Source organism: Wolbachia endosymbiont of Madathamugadia hiepei, assembly GCF_013366855.1.
GTDB lineage: Bacteria > Pseudomonadota > Alphaproteobacteria > Rickettsiales > Anaplasmataceae > Wolbachia.
Genome location: NZ_WQMP01000135.1, coordinates 1 through 2,720, shown reverse-complemented (window position 1 = coordinate 2,720; position 2,720 = coordinate 1). Strand labels below are relative to the sequence as shown.

At 36.4% G+C, this 2,720-nt stretch carries 2 protein-coding genes and 2 pseudogenes; 2 read left to right on the top strand and 2 right to left on the bottom strand.

All coding sequences use genetic code 11. The annotated features are described in order from the left end of the window. Window positions 1-151: 151 nt before the first annotated feature. A complete protein-coding gene (locus GO685_RS04605; protein WP_175937774.1) occupies window positions 152-838 on the top strand; it encodes a TerC family protein in 687 nt (228 codons plus the stop codon). A 174-nt stretch (window positions 839-1,012) separates the two neighbouring features. Next, on the top strand, window positions 1,013-2,401 hold the full coding sequence (gene purF, locus GO685_RS04600) for an amidophosphoribosyltransferase (protein WP_175937773.1): 1,389 nt from the start codon (window positions 1,013-1,015) through the stop codon (window positions 2,399-2,401). A gap of 39 nt (window positions 2,402-2,440) precedes the next feature. On the opposite strand, the pseudogene GO685_RS05825 reads toward purF, so the two are convergent. Together GO685_RS05825 and GO685_RS04595 are read right to left on the bottom strand one after the other, a co-directional pair. Then, window positions 2,441-2,614: pseudogene (locus GO685_RS05825) on the bottom strand (phage terminase large subunit); the annotation flags it as partial. Between the two features lie 16 nt (window positions 2,615-2,630). Then, a pseudogene (locus tag GO685_RS04595) lies at window positions 2,631-2,720 on the bottom strand (IS982 family transposase); the annotation flags it as partial.

Genomic DNA, 2,720 nt, shown 5'->3' with positions numbered 1-2,720 from the left:
TTTGACAAGACTGCTGAGGTTTTTATGGGTTTTTTAAACTTCGTTGGTTCTCTCATATGGCTTCTCTAAAATTTTGTTCACAGAGACTAAGCGAAGTCACTTAATTTTTACATATCTATTGTAAAGTAAGGAAGCTAGAACGGGAACGAAAATGTTAGCTGAAGCGTGGACTTTACTGATACTTACACTACTTGAAACTATACTTAACGTAGATAATTTAATCTTTATTTCTCTAGCGATAGATAAAGTACCAACCACGCTGAAAGAAAGGGTACGCCTTATAGGTCTTGGACTAGCGCTACTGATGCGTTTTGTGACACTGTTTTTTACATCGCATATATTGTCAATGCAAAAACCTATATTTCACGCTATATCGCTTGACATCTCAGTAAAAGATCTACTTATGATAGCAGGAGGATTATTTCTCGTTGTTAAAAGCTCTATGGAGCTATGGAATAACATTTTTTTATACAAGCAAACCGAAAAAAAAATAGATATCAAATCGCAATTGTTTTCAGTTGTACTGCAAATCATATTAATAGACTTAATTTTTTCGGTCGATTCTTTATTAACCGCTATAGCATTAGCTCACAACATGATAATAATTGCTATGGCATATACGTTTTCCATACTAGCGATGATATTTTTATCAAGCCATACCGCTCAGTTAATTAAATCTAGCCCTAGCTTAAAAACAATCGCCATTCTATTTATTTTATTTGTTGGTGCATACCTAATACTTGAAGGACTTCACATAGAACTACCGAAAGAATACTTATATTCTTCATTGATATTTGCATTGCTTGTAGAAGCTATAAGCAAAATAAAGAAAACGTAGCAGTTGTACAGTCCCAGAATGTGATGGTCTCATACTTTATCATACCTGGAACTGTACAAGAGAAGGAAAGTATAGGAAATTTTTGCGTTTTATATCCCTTCTTAACATCTAGTAAATAAAATGCTTGTGCTTTGCCTATGCTAAAGTAGAATTAAACTTTACTAAATAGTTTTTATGCTTGATGGAATGTACGAAGAGTGCGGAGTATTTGGTATAAGCTACAATAAAGACGCTTCTTTTGACTCCATATTAGGTCTTCATGCTTTGCAACATAGAGGTCAGGAGTCTTTTGGTGTAGTGACAAGTTATAACGGTAAGTTGCACTCTTATCATTTTCAAGGTCAAGTGAGCAGTGTGTTTGATGACGTAGACGCAATAAAGAAATCCTTGCCTGGAGATTATGCAATAGGCCACGTTCGATACTCAACAAGTGGCAGTAAGGTCGGAGCACAACCCATGCTTGGCAAAAGCAGTAAGTTTGGAGATTTTGCTATAGCACATAATGGTAATTTAATTAATATTTTTCCAATACGCGAGCGGTTAATTAAACAGGGGTGCATTTTTCAATCGGATATCGATACAGAAGTGGTAGTACGTTTGGTAGAAACCAATACAAAAGATAGCTTTCTAGAGAGTTTTATATGCTCATTAAAGCAGATACAAGGCGCTTATTCCTTTGTTGCAATCAACCAAGAGAGGGTTATTGGAGTGCGCGATCCAGCAGGAATCAGACCCCTTGCTTTAGGAAAGTTAAACGGTTCTTACATGCTTGCATCTGAGACTTGTGCTTTTGATATAGTAAATGCAGAGTTTATTAGAGAAATAGAGCCAGGTGAATTAGTCACTATTGATCGTAATGGTCACCTAACTTCAGCATTTCCTTTTGCGCAGCAAAAATCAAGCTTTTGTATTTTTGAATACGTTTATTTCTCAAGGCCAGATAGCATAATGGAAGGTAGGTCCATATACGATATGAGAAAAGAAATAGGGAAAACGCTTGCAGAGGAGAGTCCACCAAAAAACAATGTGGATATGATTGTACCAATACCTGATTCTGGAATACCTGCAGCCATTGGATATGCAAAGCGTTCAGGGTCACCTATGGAGCTGGGAATAATTCGTAATCATTATATAGGAAGAACTTTTATACAACCAACCGCTGAAGTGCGTAAAGTCAGAATAAAGTTAAAATTCAACGCTAATAAGCACATTTTGAAAGGTAAAAACATAGTTTTAATAGATGACAGTATAGTGCGTGGCAGTACACTCAGAAGCATAATAGTTATGCTAAAAGATGCAGGAGTAAGAGAAATTCACTTAAAAATTTCAAGTCCACCAATTAAATACTCTTGCTTTTATGGAATCGACACACCAGAGCGCAAGGATTTAATTGCTGCAAATCAATCCATAGAGGAAATAAAGGCAAGTATAGGAGTGGATAGTTTGACCTTTCTAAGTATTGATGGGCTATATCAGGCTATTAAGGAAGAGAAGCGCAATAACATAGCACCGCAATACTGCGATGCTTGTTTCACTGGTGATTATCCAATTGATAAATGTTAACACCAACTACTTGGATGACATCCTCCTGTCAGGCTTAAATCACAATGTTCGTATAGCTGCGACCCGAGAGGTACTGTCTCTCATCCATTGCAGATATTGCACGGTGCTGTCAACTTGGTCATTGTGATGTGTTTCTGGGAACATTAAAATTTCATACTCAAAATCATTTAGTCATATCGCTTGGTGCGGCAGAAAAACTTTTCCAGACTCTATAAACGCTAACTATGAATTAGCCGATAAAGAAAGAGCTGGAAATAGAGGGCTTTTTGGGTTGCATGGAATATGAAATAAGCGTAGAAAAGATGTGAACTAAAAAGTT